At 61.1% G+C, this 19095-nt stretch carries 21 protein-coding genes; 12 read left to right on the forward strand and 9 right to left on the reverse strand.

The genetic code is table 11. The annotated features are described in order from the left end of the window. Positions 1–43 precede the first annotated feature (43 nt). Positions 44–1000 (forward strand): helix-turn-helix transcriptional regulator, encoded by a 957-nt coding sequence (locus tag ACIOWL_RS10775; RefSeq protein ID WP_400384616.1) that lies wholly within the window; start codon positions 44–46, stop codon positions 998–1000. Between the two features lie 59 nt (positions 1001–1059). Here the strand turns inward: ACIOWL_RS10775 and ACIOWL_RS10780 are convergent, their stop codons facing one another. The 4 genes from ACIOWL_RS10780 to ACIOWL_RS10795 form a co-directional block, all read right to left on the reverse strand. After that, positions 1060–1743: an alpha/beta fold hydrolase gene (locus tag ACIOWL_RS10780; protein ID WP_400384618.1), complete on the reverse strand. Its 684-nt coding sequence runs from the start codon at positions 1741–1743 to the stop codon at positions 1060–1062. A gap of 171 nt (positions 1744–1914) precedes the next feature. Next, positions 1915–2349 (reverse strand): hypothetical protein, encoded by a 435-nt coding sequence (locus tag ACIOWL_RS10785; RefSeq protein WP_400384620.1) that lies wholly within the window; start codon positions 2347–2349, stop codon positions 1915–1917. A 221-nt stretch (positions 2350–2570) separates the two neighbouring features. After that, entirely contained in the window at positions 2571–2978 is a 408-nt protein-coding gene (locus ACIOWL_RS10790; RefSeq protein ID WP_400384622.1) for a molybdenum cofactor biosynthesis protein MoaE, read from the reverse strand. Positions 2979–3000: 22 nt separating this feature from the next. Then, positions 3001–4170, reverse strand: a complete 1170-nt coding sequence (locus tag ACIOWL_RS10795; RefSeq protein WP_400384624.1) for a ThiF family adenylyltransferase — start codon at positions 4168–4170, stop codon at positions 3001–3003. Positions 4171–4223: 53 nt separating this feature from the next. On the opposite strand from ACIOWL_RS10795, the gene ACIOWL_RS10800 reads away from it, so the two are divergent. The 4 genes from ACIOWL_RS10800 to ACIOWL_RS10815 are packed head-to-tail and all read left to right on the forward strand — an operon-like array spanning position 4224 to position 6667. Next, a complete protein-coding gene (locus ACIOWL_RS10800) occupies positions 4224–4475 on the forward strand; it encodes a MoaD/ThiS family protein (protein ID WP_400384626.1) in 252 nt (83 codons plus the stop codon). Positions 4476–4478: 3 nt separating this feature from the next. Further along, positions 4479–5711 (forward strand): gephyrin-like molybdotransferase Glp, encoded by a 1233-nt coding sequence (gene glp, locus ACIOWL_RS10805; protein WP_400384628.1) that lies wholly within the window; start codon positions 4479–4481, stop codon positions 5709–5711. Further along, positions 5704–6186, forward strand: coding sequence for a cyclic pyranopterin monophosphate synthase MoaC (gene moaC / locus ACIOWL_RS10810; protein ID WP_400384630.1), 483 nt, complete (start codon positions 5704–5706; stop codon positions 6184–6186). Before glp ends, moaC begins: the two co-directional genes overlap by 8 nt. Next, on the forward strand, positions 6179–6667 hold the full coding sequence (locus ACIOWL_RS10815; protein WP_400385108.1) for a molybdenum cofactor biosynthesis protein B: 489 nt from the start codon (positions 6179–6181) through the stop codon (positions 6665–6667). The genes moaC and ACIOWL_RS10815 overlap by 8 nt, the downstream gene beginning before the upstream one ends. A 69-nt stretch (positions 6668–6736) precedes the next feature. On the opposite strand, the gene ACIOWL_RS10820 is transcribed toward ACIOWL_RS10815, so the two are convergent. Genes ACIOWL_RS10820 through ACIOWL_RS10835 form a run of 4 tightly spaced genes read right to left on the reverse strand, consistent with a single transcriptional unit; the run spans position 6737 to position 11741 of the window. After that, positions 6737–8131 (reverse strand): GntP family permease, encoded by a 1395-nt coding sequence (locus tag ACIOWL_RS10820; protein WP_400384632.1) that lies wholly within the window; start codon positions 8129–8131, stop codon positions 6737–6739. Positions 8132–8158: 27 nt separating this feature from the next. Next, a complete protein-coding gene (locus ACIOWL_RS10825) occupies positions 8159–8791 on the reverse strand; it encodes a bifunctional 4-hydroxy-2-oxoglutarate aldolase/2-dehydro-3-deoxy-phosphogluconate aldolase (protein WP_400384634.1) in 633 nt (210 codons plus the stop codon). After that, the gene (locus tag ACIOWL_RS10830; protein ID WP_400384636.1) at positions 8788–10419 is read right to left on the reverse strand and encodes an amidohydrolase family protein; all 1632 of its coding nucleotides are present in this window, start codon (positions 10417–10419) and stop codon (positions 8788–8790) included. The genes ACIOWL_RS10825 and ACIOWL_RS10830 overlap by 4 nt, the downstream gene beginning before the upstream one ends. Beyond that, positions 10419–11741, reverse strand: a complete 1323-nt coding sequence (locus tag ACIOWL_RS10835; protein WP_400384638.1) for an alanine racemase — start codon at positions 11739–11741, stop codon at positions 10419–10421. The genes ACIOWL_RS10830 and ACIOWL_RS10835 overlap by 1 nt, the downstream gene beginning before the upstream one ends. 159 nt (positions 11742–11900) lie before the next feature. On the opposite strand from ACIOWL_RS10835, the gene ACIOWL_RS10840 reads away from it, so the two are divergent. From ACIOWL_RS10840 to ACIOWL_RS10870, 7 genes are all read left to right on the forward strand, one after another. Beyond that, complete coding sequence (locus tag ACIOWL_RS10840) at positions 11901–12914, forward strand: sugar kinase (protein WP_400384640.1); 1014 nt, start codon at positions 11901–11903, stop codon at positions 12912–12914. Then, on the forward strand, positions 12911–13672 hold the full coding sequence (locus ACIOWL_RS10845) for an IclR family transcriptional regulator (RefSeq protein WP_400384642.1): 762 nt from the start codon (positions 12911–12913) through the stop codon (positions 13670–13672). Before ACIOWL_RS10840 ends, ACIOWL_RS10845 begins: the two co-directional genes overlap by 4 nt. After that, a complete protein-coding gene (locus ACIOWL_RS10850; RefSeq protein ID WP_400384644.1) occupies positions 13669–14070 on the forward strand; it encodes a RidA family protein in 402 nt (133 codons plus the stop codon). The genes ACIOWL_RS10845 and ACIOWL_RS10850 overlap by 4 nt, the downstream gene beginning before the upstream one ends. 355 nt (positions 14071–14425) lie before the next feature. Beyond that, positions 14426–15931 carry an APC family permease gene (locus tag ACIOWL_RS10855; protein WP_400384646.1) on the forward strand — a complete coding sequence of 502 codons (1506 nt, stop codon included), beginning with the start codon at positions 14426–14428 and terminating at the stop codon, positions 15929–15931. 67 nt (positions 15932–15998) lie between these two features. Continuing rightward, the gene (locus tag ACIOWL_RS10860) at positions 15999–17222 is read left to right on the forward strand and encodes a saccharopine dehydrogenase family protein (RefSeq protein WP_400384647.1); all 1224 of its coding nucleotides are present in this window, start codon (positions 15999–16001) and stop codon (positions 17220–17222) included. Positions 17223–17257: 35 nt separating this feature from the next. After that, complete coding sequence (locus ACIOWL_RS10865) at positions 17258–17803, forward strand: TetR/AcrR family transcriptional regulator (protein WP_400384649.1); 546 nt, start codon at positions 17258–17260, stop codon at positions 17801–17803. Positions 17804–17906: 103 nt separating this feature from the next. Beyond that, on the forward strand, positions 17907–18128 hold the full coding sequence (locus tag ACIOWL_RS10870) for a hypothetical protein (RefSeq protein ID WP_400384651.1): 222 nt from the start codon (positions 17907–17909) through the stop codon (positions 18126–18128). Positions 18129–18222: 94 nt separating this feature from the next. Here ACIOWL_RS10870 and ACIOWL_RS10875 read toward each other — a convergent pair whose 3' ends face one another. Beyond that, the gene (locus ACIOWL_RS10875) at positions 18223–19005 is read right to left on the reverse strand and encodes an IclR family transcriptional regulator C-terminal domain-containing protein (RefSeq protein WP_400384654.1); all 783 of its coding nucleotides are present in this window, start codon (positions 19003–19005) and stop codon (positions 18223–18225) included. Positions 19006–19095: the final 90 nt, after the last annotated feature.

The following is a 19095-nucleotide window of genomic DNA, read 5'->3' on the forward strand; positions in this document are numbered from 1 at the left end:
CATAAGTGTCAGTTTCTGTCCTAAATAAGGGCAGAATATTTTTATGAGCACAAGCCAACGATCCCTGCGCCTGCTGTCCCTGCTGCAGACCCGGCGTTACTGGTCCGGAGACGAGCTGGCGCAACGCCTGGAGGTCTCGCTGCGCACGCTGCGCCGCGACGTGGATCAGCTGCGCGAGCTGGGTTATCCCGTACAGGCCGAGCGCGGTGTGGGAGGCGGCTACCAGCTGGCCGCCGGAGCGGCGCTGCCTCCGCTGGTGCTCGATGACCAGGAAGCCGTGGCACTGGTGATCGGCCTGCAATCAACCGTCCACGGCGGTGAGCATGCCCTGGCCGACGCCGGGCTGCGCGCCCTGTCAAAGGTCATTCCGGTGCTGCCGGCGCGGTTGCGGCAACGCGCCCAGGCGCTGGCTTCAAGCACCGTTCCGCTGGTTTCCCAGCATTCGTCCGCTGCCCTGGTTGATCCGCAGGTGCTGGTGGTGTTCGCCCAAGCCTGCCGCGATGGCGAACGGGTGGCCTTCGAATACCGCGATGCCCAGGGAAAAAACAGTTCACGCCGGGTGGAGCCGGCCAAGCTGGTTAACGTGGGCAACCGCTATTACCTGGTGGCCTACGACCTGGATCGCGCCGACTGGCGCAGCTTCCGGGTTGACCGCGCGGAAAACGCGCAGCCGCGGGCGTTGCGTTTCGCACCGCGGCAGATTCCCGGCGGCGATGCCGCGCAGTTTGTCCGCACCGGACTGCGTGGCTCCGGGAACCTGCAGGCCAGCGCCCGGGTGTATGCCAGTGCCCAGGAGCTTTTTTCACGGGTGGGCAGATGGTTTGAGATTCAGCCGTTGGATGAGGTCAGCTGCAGGGTAAGCATCACCGAATCGGATCTGCGCTGGGTGGCGTTCGGTTTGGCGATGTGTGAAGCGCGGGTCACCGAGGTGCAACCGGCGCAATTGCGTGAACTGCTGGTGGACTGGTCCAACAGGCTGGCGCCTGGTTCTGATACCTAGACCAGTGTTCCCCGGAGGCTTTTCGGTGCGGCCGTGGACGGAGAATTCCACTGACCCCGTCAGATCCGGGCGACAAGGTCAAACAGGGCTTTCAATACAAGTTCAGGATCGGTGAGCATCGCCAAGTGGTGGCTGGGCAAGGATCGTGTTGGCCACCCCAGCACCTCGCTAGTCTCAGCCATGTCTTGGTAGGCCTGGCTCAATTGAAGGTAGGCGCACGGTGCATCTGGCCAGCCGGTCACCACGGGTTGGATTTCTTCAAACATCTTCAGCGGCAATCGCGGACAGCCGTTCGAGAACCGATCTCGCAAGTCAGCTCCTGGAAGCAGTTCGGCGAGGACAGCAGGACTCCACCACTGCGGCCAGGGCGGCAGCCATCCGTTTATTGCCATGGCCATCAGCTGCTCGCCAAGCTCGGCTTCGGCCTGCTCCACCCAGCTCCGTCCTGGATGCGGAAGCGTTGCGTCAATGAAAACGTATCCGGCCACCCGATTCAGTGAATTACCCAGTGCGGGCAGAAGCGGACCTGCTCCACTGTGCCCCACAAGGATCGCTGGCTTCTCGCCAACGTTTTGAGCAATCGCAGCGGTTTGCCGAGGCAAGTATGGTGGACCGCCGGCCAGCGTTCCACGCAGATCCGGAACGTATACCCGGTGTCCGCCCGCCCGGAGTCCAGCCGCCAAGAAATCCCAAGTCGACGGTCCGACCAGTGGGCTGTGCACGAGCACGAATTCATCGCTCATGGGCTCATCGTCGCACAATGCTTCAGGAGCAATCCAGCATCCACCGCACCAAGCCAACCGACTGGGCAGGCGGGAGCGGTGATTCCATCTTGCCGCCGAAGTCCCTGTGTCCAGCCAGCCCAAAGTCGCTGATCTGCTAAGCCGGGGGTACGCTACTGCAGGTTTCCACTGTCAAACGCTAACATCGTCTGAATCAAGCCACGACGCGAACGGGCTCGAAGCGAGTTGATGAACCTCAGGAAGAATCCGATCTGGAGCGCCGAAGGTTATGTAGTCAACTGAGTGGAGCACTCCGTCCAACACCCAGAGCTCCAGGTGGCCAAGAAAAAGCTTCTCTTCGAAAACCTCGAGGATCGAAAAAGGCCCGCCCGGAAGCGACGGAATTTTGTCCAAATTCAGATGTTCAGGAATGTCAATTAAGAAGTCTTCACAGTCTTCAAACTGAAGCCCGCCCCAAGAATCATAGGCCGCTTGTTGAGGTGCTTGGCGTGATCCAGCCCAATCGCCCGAACTCAAACGTTCTAGCAGTAATATCTCGTTCGGGGTTAAGCGACTGCCTATCATGCGGCGATTGTTAGAGTCCACAAGATCAGTATCCCAGTCCATGCACAGAACCCTTCAACCTTGTCGGTGAGGTCGGCGGGAAGTCCCAAATTCAGTATTGTCCTCATGCAGCGTCACTCTGCATCGATGCTTCGCCCATGCATTCTTTCACACAGAAAAACCCCGCCCCGTCAGGAATGTGCGGAGGACTCGGTGCACGATCATTTGATTCGCAGTCAACGGATCGTTTGCTCATCAGCCAACCGGCCAGGGTGCTGAGGCCGTTAGAGGCCAACCCACTCGGAAGACCCGGAGCTGAAATGCTGGCGTTTCCAAATCGGAACTTCCGCCTTGATGCGCTCCACCAAGTTTTCGATGGCTTCGAATGCCTCGCGTCGGTGCGCCGCGGCAGAGGCCGCGACCAGTGCCGCGTCGCCAACACTCAGCGCGCCAACCCGGTGCACGGCGGCGAGCTTCAGACCGGTGCGGGCCTCCTCCTCGGCAAGGATTTTCTCCAAAAATCCCTGAGCTTCGGGGTGGTGCGAGTAATCCAGCGAATTCACCGCCTGCCCGCCGTCGTGGTTGCGGATAATCCCATGGAACAGCACCACGGCCCCGGCGGTCTGCGACTGCACGGCGGCTTTGACGGCGTCCTCATCGATTGGCAGATCGGTGATCAGTGCGTAGCTCACGTATTTCCTTTGTGTCAGGTTCTCAGGACTGCGGATGCAGCGCGGATTCGGTTAAGTCTGGTGCGAGGCTGGCCACAGCGCTGGCGCCCCCTGGCACGTAGCTGGCGCTGATGCCGCGTCCGGCCAGCAGCTGCGCCGCGCGCAGCGCCCGTGGACCCTGCGCGCAATAAACAACCAGGCTCTTGGGAAGCTGCGGCAACTCGGCACCGGATTCGATTGCCGCTTCCAACTGCGGCAACGGCAGGTGGAAGGACCCCCGCACGTTCAGCTGCGCGCGCTCGTCCAGGTTGCGCACATCTACCATAAACGGCGGATTCTGCGAGTTCAGTGCCGTCACCAGGTCTTCCGGGGCCAGCTGTTCGGGCTGCGAAAAGTTGCCGGCGCAGAAGAGCTCATAGTCAATCAGCTCGGTGATCGGCAAGGCGGCGGGATCCCGCGAGTACTCAAGCGTGCGGGTATTCGCGGCCAGCGCGTCGTAGATCAAGACCCGGCCCACCAGCGGCGAGCCGGTTCCGGTGATCAGTTTCAAGACTTCGGTGGCCATCAGCGATCCAACCGTGCCGCACAAGCCGGGCAGCACTCCCCCGGTGGCGCAATCGGCCACGACGCCCGGGGCCGGCGGCACCGGAAACAGGTCGCGGTAGCCCGGTCCGTGCTGGTGCCAGGCGACGGAGACCTGCCCGTGGTGTTGCAAGATCGATCCCCACACCAGCGGGATGCCGCTCAGCTGGGCTGCGTCATTGCTCAGGTAACGGGTCGGGAAGTTGTCGCTTCCGTCAATCACCAGGTCGTAGCCGGAGAAAATCTCCAGTGCGTTCTGCGCGGTCAGCCGCAGGTTGTGCTCGATGATCCGCACACCGGGATCCAAGGCGCGGGCAGCGTCGGCCAACGAGGAAGTTTTGGGAGCACCGATGTTTGCGGTGGTGTGGGTGACCTGGCGGTGCAGGTTGGATAACTCAACCACGTCATCATCCACAATGCCCACGGTGCCCACCCCGGCGCCCACCAGATAGGGAATACAGGCGCTGCCCAGCCCCCCGGCGCCAATCACCAACACGCGAGCGGCGGCCAGCCGGCGCTGGGACTCAAGCCCGAATCCGGGCAGGGCAAGTTGGCGCTGGGCGCGAGCCAGTTGCTCGTTGCTCAACGCAGGAACCGGGTCAACCAGGGGCTGGAAGGCGCGATCAGTCATAACAAAATCCTAAACTCGCGATCGCGCCGGATGATAGGCGATAGCATGAAGTCATGTCGCAGATTACGATACGCTACTTCGCGGCCGCCGCAGCCGCGGCGGGCAAAGAACAGGAACACTGGCCACGCGCCGAATCGTTGGCCCAGCTGCGCGCCGAACTGGTGCAGGCCTACGGCGATCAAATGGCCCAGGTTTTGCGTGCCGGAAGTTTCCTGATCAACGGCGTGGTCAGGCGTGATAACGGAGAGCTGGGCGCCGAGGGCGAGCTGACCGTTGACGTGTTGCCGCCCTTTGCCGGCGGATAACCCATGACCTGCACCCTTGAATCCCACCGGGCGGAAATTGCCCGCCTGCTTGACCCGGTGATTGCCGCGCTGAGAACCGAAACCCTGCCCGTCACCGCCGCGGAACTTTCCGGACGGGTCATCGCAGCGGAGGTGACCGCGCGCCTGCCCATCCCCGCCTTCACCAATTCCCAGATGGATGGCTACGCCGTACGCAGCGAGCAGTTGGCCCAGGCCAGCGCCGAGCACCCGGTGACGTTGCCGTTGGGGTTGACCGCCGCGGCCGGAGACCGGCAGATCGAACTGCTGCCCGGCACGGCATCCCCGGTGATGACCGGTGCGGTGATTCCGGCCGGGGCGGACACCGTCATCCCCGTGGAAGCCACCGTGGAAGGCTCCTTCGTTACCCTGGTGCGCGCCGGCGAGGGCGAACCCACCGGAACCGCCACCTTCAGCGCACCCTCTGCCCCCGGTACCTTCATCCGCCCCGCAGGCCAAGACCTGCAGGCCGGTGCACTGGTTGCGGCTGCTGGCACCCGACTCACCCCCACCCTGATCGGAGCGCTGGCCGCCAGCGGTGTGCCCGAAGTTCCGGTGCGCCGCAAGCTCCGGGTGCTGGTGTGCACCACCGGTAACGAACTGATGGGCGGGACAGCACACGAGGGCCGGATTCCGGATTCAAATTCACCCATGCTCGCCGCGGCGTTGCGCGGTTACGGCGTGCAGGTCCACACCCTGCAGCTACCCGATGAGGTGCAAGAACTGAGCCTGGCCCTGAAAGAACAAGCCCGTGAGGTAGACCTGATCCTCACCGTGGGCGGGATCAGCGCCGGCGCCTTTGAGGTGGTCCGTGAAGCGCTGACCCCGCAGGGCGGAACATTCCATCATGTGGCCCTGCAACCCGGGGGCCCGCAGGGATTCGCCCAACTTGGCGGCACCCCCGTGCTCTGTTTCCCGGGCAACCCGGTCAGCTGCTTGCTGTCCCTTGAATTGTTCCTGGCCCCGGTGCTGCGCCAGGTCGCCGGGCTGCCCGAGCCGGTTCCCGAGCGCTACGAGCTGGCGGAGGCGGTGCAATCGCCCGTTGCGAAACACCAGGTGCGCCGTGCCACGCTGGGCCAGGGAACGGTCACCGTCCTGGAGCCGGGATCTCACCTGGTGCACGACTTGGCTCGTGCGGACGCACTGGTGCATATCCCGGTCGGTGTTGACCATCTGGCCGCCGGCACCATGATTGATGTTTGGAGAATGGATGTCTGAGAAACTCACCCACCTGCGCGAGGACGGCAGCGCCCACATGGTCGACGTCAGCGATAAGGCTGTCACCAAACGCGTGGCCACCGCGCAGGCGTTGTTCACCACCCGTCCAGAGGTGGTGCAGATGCTGATGACCGGGAATCTGCCCAAGGGGGAAGCCTTGGGCACCGCGCGGATCGCCGGCATCATGGCCGCCAAACGCACCTGGGAGCTGATCCCGCTGTGCCACCCGCTGCCAATCTCCAAGGTATCGGTGGACTTCCAGGCGCAGGATTCTGCGGTGCTGGTCACCGCACAGGTCACCACCAAGGGTGTGACCGGGGTGGAGATGGAGGCACTCACCGCCGCCAGCGTCGCCGCGTTGACCCTGTACGACATGGTTAAGGCAGTGGATAAGAACGCTGAGGTCACCGAAGTGAAGGTGCTTGCAAAGTCTGGTGGAAAAAGCGGCGACTGGGCACGTGACACCGATGCCTAGGAATGCCGCGGTGATCGTCGCCTCCACCAGTGCCGCGGCCGGAACTGCCAAGGACACCACCGGACCGTTGTTGGTGAGATGGTTGGCTGAGCGTGGTTTCAGTGTTGCCGGCCCACTGGTGGTTGCCGACGGCCAACCGGTACGCCGTGCGGTGGAAAGCAGTCTCGCCTCCGGGGCCACGGTGGTGCTGACCACCGGTGGCACCGGAGTCTCCCCCGATGACCAGACCCCGGAAATGGTCCAGCCGCTGTTGGAGGTTCAATTGCCCGGGATCGTTGAGGCGATCCGCCGCCGCGGTGAAGCTTCCACTCCCATGGCGGTGATCACCCGCGGGGTGGCAGGATTTGCCGGGGAAAGTTTTGTGCTCACCCTGCCCGGCTCCTCCGGCGGGGTGAAAGACGGGCTGGCGGTGTTGGAACCGATCCTCGAGCACCTGCTGAGCCAACGTCTCGGCCAGGGTGGACACCAGGTGCAACGTTAGGTTGTTCAAAGCAGTTTGGCATGGCACCCAACGGTGCCATGCCAAACTGCTTTTGCGCTGATCCCGCGGCTAGGAAATGATGGCGAAAAGTATTGCCGCCACCCCGAATCCGACAACGGAAAGTACCGTTTCAAGCACGGTCCATGTTTTTAATGTGTCTTTCACCGACATGTTGAAGTACTTGGAAATGATCCAGAAACCACCGTCATTAACGTGGCTGGCGATAATCGATCCTGAGGAAATTGCGATCACAATCAGAGCCATCTGCGGCTGGGTGAAATCGCTAGCTGCCAGGGTCGGAGCTAAGATACCTGAGGTTGTCACGATTGCGACGGTGGCCGACCCCTGGGCAATACGCATACCGCAGGAAATCACGTAGGCCGAAAGGATCAGGGGAAGCCCCGCCTGGGAGAGCGAGTCCGCCACGGCCTGCCCCACTCCGGTGGCCGCAAGGACGGCACCGAAGAATGCACCTGCACCAACCACCAACAAGATCATTCCGACTGGACGCAGCGATTCGCTGGTCACCTTCGAAAGATCCGCGGTGCTAATACCCCGGCGGGTTCCCAGCAGCCACATGGCCAGCAAAACCGCCAACGTCAATGCGATTGCAGGGTTGCCTGTGAAGACCAGCAGGTTCTTCAGCCAGCCATCTGGCAACCACAGGTTGCCGAAGGTTGCCCCCAAAATCAGCAGCATCGGCATACCGATGCAAATCAAAACGGTACCGAGGCCCGGAGCGGGAAGGTCGCTGCCTTCCTTGGTGCCGCGTACGTGTTCTCCGGGAACATCAACTTGCACACGGGCACCTATCCAGCGGCCCCACAAGATACCTGATGCGAACCAAGCTGGAATGCCACAGACCAAACCCATCACGATGATCCAGCCTAGGGAAACTCCAAAGAATCCGGCAGCTGCGACCGGCCCCGGGTGAGGTGGCAGGAAAGCATGGGTGACCGACAAGCCTGCGAGTAGCGGCAGCGCATATAGCGCAAGTGAGCGTCGTCCGCGAACGGCGGCAACGTAGACCAACGGCGCCAGCACAAAAATGCCGATGTCAAAGAAGATTGGGATGCCCAGCACAAAACCAGTCACGCCCATGGCGATTGGTGTGTTCTTTTCGCCGAAAACCTTGACCAGCTTTTCCAACAGGACCTGGGCGCCACCGGAATGCTCCAAGATGGCGCCGAGCACCGTACCTAAACCAATAATCAGGGTGATATGGCCCAGGATTCCGGCAAAACCTTTTTCGATCAGTGCATCGGAGGTTTTGACAGGGGTGCCCACCAGGTCGGTCAGGGATACTCCGCCGACCAGCGCCACCAATACTCCTGAAACGACCAGTGCGATAAACGGTTCGATCTTTGACTTGATGATCAGTGTCAGCAGCAGCGCGATACCCGCGGCGGCCAGCAAAAGCAGGCCGAGGGTATCGTGTCTGAGCCAATCGAGGAATGTGGCCACGGTGCCACCTCTTTTCTTAGCTGAAGGTTATGAAAGTGATGAAGTGAATTTCTTGGCGCGTTCGGTGATCTGTTCCCAGCCGCCTTCGGCCACCAACGCGGGTGGAACCACGGAAGTGCCGCAGCATACGGCCAAAGCACCGGCCTTGAGGAACTCGACTGCGTTGTGCTCGTTGATACCTCCCGATGGCAATAGTTTCAGTTCCGGGAAGGGGCCCAGCAGATCTTTAAGATAGTTAGGCCCCACGTGCCGGGCCGGGAATATCTTAACGATCTCGCTGCCGAGGTCCACCGCTTGGGCTACCTCGGTGGGGGTCAAAGCCCCTAGGCTAAAGGGGATTTCACGTTCACGGGCGACTGCCGCCACCTCGGGCCGCAGCCCTGGTGTCACCAGAAACTGCGCGCCGGCGTCTAGTGCGGCCTCTGCTTGTCTAGCGGTAAGCACCGTACCTACACCCACCATCACACCGTGTTGTTCCGCGGTGTCCGCGACCCTGCGGATATGCTCAAGAACATTTGGTGTCGTGAAGGTGAGTTCAAGGGTGCGAATGCCGCCGCGACCTAGTGCTAGTGCCAGTTCCGAAGCGTCGGAGATATGCTCTGCTCGGACAACGGCAAGGGTTTTGTCGGCCTGTAGCAGCTGGTGAAGTTTCATGGTCATATGGCTCGGGTTCCTTCGGTTGTGCGGCGCAAGGCCCGTCCAGCTCGCGCGCCGGTTGGTTGGCCGTCGCTTAACGCTGCAACGCCGTTGACATACACGGCGTGAATGCCCCGGGCCGCTAGTTTAGGGTTTTCAAAAGTTGCTGCGGCGGCCACCGTCTGCGGATCAAAGAGCACCAGATCAGCCGCGTATCCTTCACGGATTTCGCCCCGTTCGACAAGCTTGAGCCGTCGAGCCGGACGACCGGTGAGATGATTAATCGTTTCTTCCAGGCTCATCACTCCGAGCTCACGGCTATAGCGTCCCAAATACTGCGGGAAGGTTCCCCATGCGCGTGGATGCGGTTTTGCCCCATGCAATAAACCGTCAGACCCGCCAGTATGGGACTTGTGCACCATGATGGTCTGCACGTTCTCCTCGTGTCCGACATGCTGCAGTATCCCTGTTCCCAGGCGGTCTGCCAGCAAGATCGAGCAGAACAATTCAAATGGGTCGCGTTGTTCGGTCCGTGAAATCTCGTCAATGGTTCGCCCAATGTAGTTGGCGAGTTCTTGATTCTGCACGGAGGAAATCTCAAGGGTTTCCCACTCGGCGACGACCCCATGGCAACCGTCAGATCCCGTCACTTCTAGGGCCTCACGGATCTTTTCACGTTGTTCAGGATCGGCCAAGCGGGCCAGCGTCTGATCAACGGAGCCCGCAGAAGACCAGCTCGGAAGCACGGCTGAAAGAGTTGTGGAACCCGGCAGGTACGGGTAGGTGTCCAAGGTGACATCGACGCCTTCGGCCAAAGCCTGGTCTATCAGTTCCAAGAGCGCCGGGGCTTTCCCCTTGTTCTCTGCAAAGTTCATGGTGGCGTGGGCCAGGTGCAATGCGCATCCCGAATCTCGAGAGAGCTGGATCATTTCGGCATAGGCGTCCAACGCACCCTTGCCATATGACCGATGGTGCGGATCGTAGAACCCGCCGTGTGCTCCCACCTCCGCGCAGAGCTCACCGAGTTCCGCGGTGGAAGCATACATGCCGGGCGTGTACGTCAGGCCGCTGGACATCCCTACGGCGCCTTGTTGCATCCCTTCGGCAATGATCTGGCGCATTAACTGAATCTGATCGGGTCCAGCCGATTCTTGGCCGAATCCCATCACCAGGGCACGCACCGTCCCTTGCGGAATCAGGTACGCGGCGTTGGTTGCGATGCGTTGCCCCTGCGCGTCGGGTGCGTCAAGCCGATCAAGATACTCTCCAACGGTGCGCCAGTTGAAATCAAAGTCTTGCGGGTTGCCGTTCCAGCCGGCAATCTTTTCCCTGATCTGCGGCAAGATCTCGTCATTCACCGGAGCGTAGGAAATCCCGTCCTGGCCAAGCAGCTCGGTGGTGACGCCCTGGGTGATCTTGGGTAGGTGCGCTGGAGAAGTGAGCAGGTAGAGATCCGAATGTGCGTGCATGTCGATAAAACCAGGGCTGAGCACCAATCCAGTAGCATCAATCTGCACACCGCCGGTGCTCAAGCTTCCTCCGGGAGCGATCTTTTTGATACGCCCCTGCTCGATCAGCACGTCGCCTTCGTAGCGTTCAGCACCGGTTCCATCAATGATGGTTGCGTTGCTGAATAATGTTGTCGCGCTCATTAGAAAAACGTCCTGACCACGTTGACCACGCGAGGATTGCTATGGTGCACGGAATCGATCACCGGGATCAAGACCCACTTATCAAGGGCCGTGCAGGGGTGAGAAAGTCCCAACCGGATGACGTCTCCTGGGTTCAAGCTCAGTTCGGGTTCAAAGTGCAAAAATGCATGCTGGTCATTTACCGCCGTGATGCGGGCTCCTGGAAGTTCCCTCAGTTCTTCGCCCAGCTGGTGGGCGAACCCTTGCGGCACCGGCATCCCCTCATCGAAGGGGAGATCTCTTTTGCCCGCGTCCAAAATTGCCAAGCCCGGTTCCGGTTGCGAAACGACACGGACCCAGGCATGCATACCAGCACGCAGCGCTTGGTCTGCATCAGGATCGTTCCGTCCCAGCGGCGAAATCATTCGGTAGAAACCGTCATCGTGAATGATGTAGGCTCCCGAGCGCAACACCACCTGCACCTCGGGTTCATCCGCCGTGGCCGCGTTGCTGAGCTCGGCAAGGACTCCAGCTACCTCGTCGAAGTATGCGCTGCCGCCGGCGGTGATGATTACCTGCCCCAAACCGTACAGTTTCTCGGCCAGTGCCGCCCGATGCAGTACTCCAACCCGTTGCAGGTAATCACGAATGGTTTCCAAGGCCTGGGCATCGGTGGTGTGGGCTAGCGAACCTTCATAACCGCCAACTCCGGCCAAGCTCAATTGTGGTGCGGCGGCTACCGCGCGGGCGATTTCCAGCGCCTCGTTATCCGTCCGCGCACCGGTGCGTCCGCCAGGAGCACCCAATTCGGCAATCACCGGCAGAATGACCCCTGGCGTAGAAGCAAGGACCTTGGAGAGCAACTCGACGGTGCGAACCGAGTCAACCCATGAATAAATTTGCGCACCTTTGGCAGTCTCAGCGGATGCGAAACTGATGGCTTGCGGATCGGTTAGCGAGTTCGCGATCATCACGCGCTGAACACCAAATGCCCGTGCGGTTCGCAGCTGGTGCGCATTGGCCAATGTAATACCCCAGGCGCCAAGATCCAGCTGGCGCTTCCACAGCTCCGGGGACATGGTCGTTTTTCCGTGCGGCGCAAGCAGAACCCCATGCGCTTGGCACCAGGTATTCAGTAGTTGCGCGTTATGCGCTAGTGCCGACTCGTCGAGTGTCAGCACCGGGGTCTGCAGGTTTTCGAGTCGCGGACCCCCGGCAAGGAATTCGCTCACACTCTGGCCGTGGTAGGCGGCAGGAATCGCTTGGTGTTGCCAGTCCAGTCTCTGTGCTGACAGCTTTTCGACACGTTGTGCATCAATCAGCTGATTGCTCGGTGATTCCATAACCACATCCCCTTCGTTGCATATAATGCAATGGTGATTGCAAATGTTGCTTCGATATGTTTAGCATTGATCCAGCGAATCCGTCAACGCCCCCACGAGACCGATCCTGAAACACAACTGGTTCGAATCCAAGACTCCAAATCACAAAGGACGTACCCTATGAGCGAGGTCATTTGCCTGGGTGAAACCATGGCCATGGTCACCCCCACCAATGGCTCATCCCTGCTCCATAGCGAAAAAATGTCCCTTTCCGTGGGCGGCGCGGAATCCAACGTTGCCCTGGGACTAGCCGCCATGGGTGTCAACACCTCTTGGGCTTCCCGTGTTGGGGCGGATGACTTTGGAGCACGCATCATCACAGAACTGCGCAAGTCGGGAGTCAATACCGACCTTGTGGAAATCGACCCTAAACGGCCCACCGGCCTCTACGTCAAGGCCCCAGCCCAAGATCACAACCCAGCGCAGGTGCTGTACTACCGCGCCGGCTCCGCCGCCAGCGCAATGAGCCCCGAGTTCCTTCGCACCGAATCATTGGCCCATGCACTACAGCATGCGAAACTCATTCATCTTTCCGGCATCACCGCAGCGCTCTCGGTCTCTTGCGCCCAGATGATGCTCGAGCTCCTCAAGACGCCTCAGCCCGGCACGGTGTGTTTTGATGTGAACTGGCGCGCCGCGCTCTGGCAGGATCGCGATCCGAGCCTCGTGCAACAGCTCGCTAACAGTGCCGACGTGGTGATGGTTGGGCTTGATGAAGCCGAGCTCGCATTTGGCACCAGCAACGAGCAGCAAATCCGCGACCTGCTTCCAAATCCATCGGTTCTGGTCATAAAAAATGAGTCCACCAGTGCGATTGCCCTGACACGCGAAGGTCGTTTTGAAGTTCCCGCCTTGCACGTGGATGTGGTGGAACCTGTTGGCGCTGGCGATTCCTTCGCCGCCGGGTTCCTGTCCGGCCTGTTGCGCGGCTTAAGCATTCCGCAAGCGCTGCGCCGCGGGCATCTAGCCGCCGCATGCACCCTGACGGTACGCGCTGATCGCGGAGATCTGCCACCGAAGTTCGTCATCGAACGCCTTCTAGGCCTTGACAACTACCAGTGGTCCGATGTTCGCGTCGATGCGGCAGGCATTAGTGTTCTAGGTGAACAGATCTACAGAATAGGAGTATCGTGAGCGAAACGCTGAAGCGCGCTCTCGGGCTACTGGACCTCGTCGCCGTTGAACCCATGAGTCTCGATGAACTTGCCGCGCAGAGACAGGTGCACAAAACCACGATTATGCGCCAGCTGCACACCTTGGAAGAGTGTCGTTTTGTGGTACGCAACGGGCACGGCAAATATCAGCTCGGTTCCAAGCTTTTCGAACTTTCGTCGCTCGCCTTGGAACAGCGAAATATTGTCCACGTGGCCCGGCCTCACCTCACCGCCCTCAATCGCCTTACCGGCCACACCATACACCTTGCAGCGTTCGAAGGACCGGAAGTTGTCTACATCGACAAGCTAGAGTCCCGCCATGCGGTACGCATGTATTCGCGAATCGGGCTCACCGCGTCCTTGCACGCCACCGCCGTAGCAAAAGTACTCCTCTGCGACCTGCCAATAGAGCGTCAGGAACATATCGCACAATCACTGAATTATCACCGTTTCACGCAGCACACCGTCAGCAACAGCGAAGAATTCCTCCGTGCGCTAGCCGCTACCCGAGCCCAAGGATTCGCTTTCGACGACCGAGAACACGAGGAATTTGTGCATTGCGTCGCGGCTCCGATCCGCGACGCAACGGGGCACGTCGTCGCGGCAATCTCCTGCTCGGTACCAGTGGTCCTGCTGAACAAAACAGACTTGCTGGCCCTGGTGCCAGACATCAAATCCGCCGCCGAGGCAATATCCGCTGACCTCGGTTTTGTATCCATCGAAAGGAACTCCTTATGAGCAAGGAAATCGTACGCACCGATAACGCACCCGCCCCAGCACACACCTTCAGCCAGGGTGTGAAGAAAGGTGGCCTCTTCCAGGTCTCAGGCCAAGGCCCCATGGATCCAACCACCAACCAGTACATCGCAGAAGGCGACGTCAAGGCGCAGACTCGTCAAACCTTGGAGAACGTCAAAGCAATTCTAGAAGCGGGCGGATCCTCGGTGGAGGATGTCATGATGTTCCGCGTCTACTTAACCAAGCGCGAAGATTTCACCGCAATGAACGAGGCGTACGGCGAGTTCATCACCGAAAACGTCCCCAGCGGTCAGCTCCCAAGCCGCACCACCGTCTTTGTGGATCTTCCCCACGAAGTCATGCTTGTGGAGATCGACGCATTGGCAGTCACCGCATAACTTCAAACGCGCTCACACGCACGGCAGCTTTCCGCCAGGAAAGTTGCCGTGCGTGTTTAACCTTCATTCTTCACGGCACCCTGCAACCACACCACGCCTCAGGCAACGAGCTCAACCTCAAGGGCACATCCACCCTTCGCCCGATGCCAAGCACAAGAATTTTTGCGCTTCCCTTGAAATTAGTACCGCAGCCACTCCATTGATCTGCATTTGATGCCACTAGCCTCGGCCAGTGCGATAAATCACCATAAGTTGTAACTTGACTCACATCGAGGAAATTGGCAAGATAAATCAGACCGACCAGTTGGTTGGTCTATTTTCCGGTTTCATGCAATTTCCTGGAGGTCCAATCCGTATGACAAACATCGATCAGAAGGCTGGCCCCCAGCTGACATCCAAGGGGCTGGCGGCAGGAAAACTAGGGCTGATGCAGTCCACGGTCATCGGGCTCGCCTCAACCGCTCCCCTGTATTCGCTGGCCGCGACCCTTGGTTTCATCGTCATGGCCGCCGGCGCGCAGACCCCGGCGGCGCTGATCGTTGCATTTATCCCAATGTGCCTGACCGCCTTTGCCTACCGTGAGCTGAACACCGAAATCCCGGACAGCGGCACCGCGTTCACCTGGGCGGCCAAGGCCTTCGGCCCGAAAACCGGCTGGATGGCCGGATGGGCCGTCATGGTTGCCGGGGTGATTGTCATGTCCAGCCAGACTGAGGTTGCCTCCAAGTACCTCCTGCTGCTGATCGGCGACGGGTCGATCGCGGATTCAAAGGTCCTGGTCACCGCCTTTGGCGCGGTGATTATCATCGCGATGACCTGGATCTCCTATCGCGATGTGGAAACCGGTGCGATCACCCAATACCTGCTCATGGCCCTGCAGTATGTTGCGATCATCGCCTTCTGCATCGGTTTGTACTTCGCGCTGCAGAACATGCCGCAGCTGGGGCCGGCCTTCTCCTGGGATTGGTTCAACCCGTTGGCCAGCGAGAACCCGGCCGGATTCGTCCAGGGTGTACTGATCGCCATCTTCATCTACTGGGGCTGGGATACCTGCCTGGCGCTGGCCGAAGAAACAAAGAACCCGCGCACCACCCCGGGTTTGGCGGCGTTGTTGTCCACCGTGATGCTGCTGGTGACCTACATCGGCATCACCGTGCTGACCATGATGTTCGCCGGCGTCGGCGAGAGCAGCAAGGGGCTGGGCAACCCGGACGGCGCGGATGACGTGTTTTTTGCCCTGCGGCTGGACGCCATGGGTTCCTGGGGTTGGCTGCTGGTGCTGGCCGTGGCGGTCTCCGCGCTGGCCACCTGCCAAACCACCATCCTGCCCACCGCCCGCGGCACCCTGTCGATGGGTGTCTACGGGGCACTGCCCAAGCGCTTCGGCGTGGTGAACCAGGCATTCAAGACCCCGGCGTACTCGACCCTGTTCACCGGTTCGGCGTCCCTGGTGTTCTACGTGGGCATGACCATCATCTCCGGGGATATCCTGGCGGACACCATTGAAAGCACCTCGCTGGCCGTGGCCCTGTACTACGCGATCACCTCCTTCGCGTGCATCTGGTATTTCCGCTCCACGCTAACTGACTCGGTGCGCAACCTCTTTTTCCGGCTGCTGATGCCGTTGCTCGGCGGGCTGATGATGTCAGCTGTCTTCATCTACTCGGCCATCAGCATGCTGGACCCGGAGTACGGAACCACCACCATTCTGGGCATCAGCGGAACCTTTGTGATGGGTGTCGGTTCATTGGCCGCAGGTTTGGCGGTGATGGGTTGGTGGGCGCTGCGCCCGGAATCACGCGAATACTTTGCCGGCCGCTCGCTCAACCGCCAGACCCCGGTACTGGTACCCGAAAACTAAGCATTTCCCACCCTGCCCGAACCTTGCCACTACCCCACCTTGCTACTACACCTAAGGAAAACCTTCCATGCAGATCCTCATCATCGGCGCCGGCGGAGTCGGCAGTGCGGCGGCCCGCATCGCCTCGCGCCGCGGCTTCTTCGAGAAACTGACCATTGCGGACTACGACCCCGCCCGCCCGCAGCAGCTCGTCGAGGCCATCGGCGATACCCGCTACGCCGCCGCCCAGGTCGACGCCTCCAGCCAGGACTCGCTGGTTGCCCTGATCCGTTCCACCGGCGCCACCCACGTGCTCAACGCCGTGGATCCGCGTTTCGTGATGCCGATCTTCAACGCCTGCAAAACCGCCGGGGTGACCTACCTGGACATGGCCATGAGCCTGTCCCAGCGCCATCCGGACGAGCCGTTTCGCAAAACCCACATCAAGCTGGGCGACGAGCAATTCGCCGCGGCCGCCGAGTGGGAGCGCGACGGCCAGCTGGCCCTGGTGGGGATCGGAGTGGAGCCGGGGCTGTCCAACGTGCTGGCCCGCTACGCGGCCGACGAGCTGTTCGAGCAGATCGACGAGCTCAGCGTGCGTGACGGTGCCAACCTGAGTGTTGAGGGCTACGAATTCGCCCCGTCCTTCTCCATCTGGACCACCATCGAGGAATGCCTGAATCCTCCGGTGATCTTCGAGAAGGACAAGGGCGGCTGGTACACCACCGCGCCGTTTTCCGAGCCGACCGTTTTCGAGTTCCCGGAAGGGATTGGCGAAGTTGAATGCGTGAACGTGGAGCACGAAGAGGTCACCATGATGCCGCGCTGGCTGGATGCGCAACGGGTCGACTTCAAGTACGGACTGGGCAACGAGTTCATCGAGGTGCTCAAGACCCTGAACAAACTGGGTTTGGACTCCACCGATCCGGTCCCGGTGCGCGGCGTGCAGATCTCCCCGCGCGACGTGGTGGCCGCCTGCCTGCCGGATCCGGCAACCCTGGGGCCGCTGATGAAGGGCAAAACCTGTGCCGGGGTGCTGGTGACCGGCACCTTGAAGGACGGGAGCACCGGCTCACGCTACCTCTACCATGTGGCCGACAACCAGGACACCATGGCCCGCGATGATTCGCAGGCCGTGGTGTGGCAGACCGCCATCAACCCGGTCATCGCCCTGGAACTGCTGGCCACCGGGGTGTGGTCCGGCGCCGGGGTGCTTGGCCCGGAAGCCTTTGCGGCCACGCCGTTCCTGGAGCTGCTGGCGGCGGCCGAACCTGCAGGCTACGGCTCGCCGTGGGGTATCGTCGAGAGGTAAACCGCAGCGCCCAAGCCCCTGGAGACACCGAGCCAATGAGCACCGCCACCAAGCAAGAGATCATCCTCGACGCCTACGTCGCCTTGCTCTACGAACACGGGGCCCGCGAAGCGACCATCGATGCCACGGCCAAACGCAGCGGCTTGTCCAAGGCCGGGCTGCTGCATCACTTCCGCTCGCGCCAGGCGCTGGACACCGAATTGGTCCGGCGCCTGAACGAGCTGATCGACGCGGATGTGGCCGCCATGCTCGCCGACCCGGCACAGGCGGTGCACTACTACTTCGCCTCCTCCTTGGAGGAGGATTCACCACTTGAGCGCATTGTGGTGGCGGCCACCCGGCTTGCCCAGCGCGGCAACGACCAGGCGTCCGCGGCGCTGCGCCGCGGACGGGACCTGTGGTTCCAGGTGCTCAACGATTCGCTGGGCGACCCCGTACTGGCCAAACTCGCGCTGCTGGCCGGCGACGGGGTCAGCTACCACCTGGATATCTCCCGGGGCCACCAGGACCAGTTCCTGACAGCTGACACCGTGAAGCAGCTGGTGCAGCTGCTGGCACAACGGCACGAGCCGCGGACCTAGGCCTTAGGCCCGCCGCTGCTCCAGTCGTAGCCGGAGTCGGTGACGATGATTTTCCACGGCCCGTCGGGATGCCCCGGCCGACGCGGCATCCAGCCAGGCACCGTTGAATTTGCCGTTTGGGTCCGGTGCCGCCATCGCCGAACGCGCGGTCGATGTCGTTATATTCCGCCGTGCGCGCTTCACTCTGGCAGACACCGTCTTCGATCACCCCGTCGCAGCCGCCGAAATTCTCTTAACGCCAACCGTTATGGGCGCTACTGACCTTGGAACCGTCCGCGGCGGCGGGCTTGAAGATTTTGCGGCCACTAAATTCAATCCTGCATAACCAGCCAACTGCGGGCAGCATGCCCAAGGAACTGCCCTGCATCTATAGGTTTCTGATGCTCTTCCGTGTTTCGGCTCCGGTGCAGATCCTTATCTCAGCGCCGCGCGGCCAGGGCGTCTTGGACCTGCTGCGCGGCTTCCTGCAGCTTGGGGAGCACCAGTTCGGCGGCTTCGTGGACGCTGTCGGTGGAGTTCAAGGCGACACTCATCGACACGTTCATGGCGGCCACGGTTTCTCCCGCGCGGTCGAATACCGGCACCGCCACCGAACGCAGCCCGACCGCCAGTTCCTGATCGACCAGCGCGTATCCCTGGGCGCGGATTTTCGCCAGTTCGCCCCGCAGGTCCTCGGCATTCTCGATGCCGCGGCCGGTCAGCGAGCGCACCCCATCGGCAAGGATCCGCTCCACGGTTTCCGGGTCCGCGAAAGCAAGCAGCACCCGGCCCATTGATGTATTGGCGGCGGGGAAGCGGGTGCCCACCGAGATCCCCACCCGCATGATTGAGCGGGTGTGGACCCGGGCGACATACATGATCTCGTTGCCTTCAAGCACCGCGGCGGACGCGGATTCACCCACCGCGGCGGACAGGTTTTCAAGCACCGGTTCAATCAGTTGCGGCAGCGTGGCGCTTGAGAGGTAGGCGTAGCCCAACTGCAAAACCTTGGCGGTCAGCTCGAAGTATTTTCCATCCGAGCGCACATACCCCAGTTCCTGCAGGGTGAGCAAAAAACGCCGGGCGGTGGCCCGCGACAGCCCGGTGCGCGCGGCGACGTCGGATAACGTCATGGAGGCGTGTTCCGCGTCGAAGCTGCTAATCACCTTCAGGCCGCGGGCCAGGGACTGCACTGAAGCGGTGCCCGTGCTCTGCTCGCTCATCAGCCATCCTTCTTATTGTCTCTAAAAATACCAGTGGGGGCGCCCACAGAAGGCACCCCCACCAATCTACTTGGTCTGCGAAGACCTGAT

Source organism: Glutamicibacter sp. NPDC087344, from assembly GCF_044744225.1.
In the GTDB taxonomy this organism is placed as follows: Bacteria; Actinomycetota; Actinomycetes; order Actinomycetales; family Micrococcaceae; genus Glutamicibacter.